Origin of the sequence: Frankia sp. R82, assembly GCF_023716925.1 — a bacterium.
Lineage (GTDB): Bacteria > Actinomycetota > Actinomycetes > Frankiales > Frankiaceae > Frankia.
The window spans coordinates 1-1000 of sequence record NZ_JAMQQG010000177.1 but is presented as its reverse complement, the minus strand read 5'-3'; the positions used below and the strand labels follow the sequence as shown (position 1 = coordinate 1000).

At 66.0% G+C, this 1000-nt stretch carries 1 protein-coding gene; it reads left to right on the top strand.

Going from position 1 to position 1000, the window contains the following annotated elements; translation table 11 throughout:
- Positions 1 to 231 precede the first annotated feature (231 nt).
- Entirely contained in the window at positions 232 to 879 is a 648-nt protein-coding gene (locus ND747_RS16470; RefSeq protein WP_251734488.1) for a lysozyme, read from the top strand.
- Positions 880 to 1000 lie beyond the last annotated feature (121 nt).

The window sequence follows — 1000 nt, the reverse complement described above, 5'->3', positions numbered from 1 at the left end:
CTCGGCACCTGTACTCCTCCCTGAGTCCATTATCTCAAAGAGCCCAGGTGTGAACAGAATCGGGTCAACTTCACACCCACGGTTCCGCGAATAACGGGAGGATTGGTGCGCACTGTGCTCGCGCACGCCCTACGGCGCACAACCGCCGGCATCAGACGATCGGCTCGCCGCCGGCACGCCGGACGGCCGGGCCACGGCAGGTCCCATCAACACCGGAGTTCTACCCGGAGGGTGACGGCCCTGGCACTCGCCTTCGTCATCGCTGGTGGGGCCGTTATCGGGACCGGCACTGCCGCGGCGGCGGTCGCGCCGACGGCCGTCCCCGATGGTAGTCCGGCAGCAGGCTTCTTCGCAGCCCTGCCCAAAGACCTGAACCTCTCGGCGGCCGGTCTGGAGTACATCCTCACCTGGGAGGGATTTCGCGCCAGCCCGTACGACGACGCGACCGGCAACTGCACAATCGGCAGCGGCCACCTGATCCACCGTGGTCTATGCACCGATCCGGACCGCCTGCAGTGGGGAACCATAACCCGCGACCAGGCCCGATATATCGCCTATACCGACATTACCTCGCGTATTGTTCCGGCGATTCGCACCGGTATTCCCAACACGCCGCTCTTCCAGCACCAGTTCGACACCCTGGTGGACTGGATCTACAACGTCGGCCCCGGCTACATAACCGGCCAGAGCGGCGTCCGCGCCGCCCTGCTCGCCGTGCCCACGGGGTACGACGACGTGCCCGCCGCCCTGATGGCATACGTCTACTCGGGCAAGACGAAGCTGTGCGGCCTCTACCGCCGCCGCATCGGCGACGCCACCCTGTGGCGCACCGCCGCCTACGCCAGCAACCGGGCCCCATGTCCCCAGGACGCCCTCTAATGGGATGTCTGACCCCTGACTCCCGACCCTGATCCCTGACCCTGAGCCTCGGGCTTTCACCGGGGTGATCGTCTGTTGGGTTGCCGCAAAGAGGAAAGTGCTCCTGAACAGGGAGGATCGG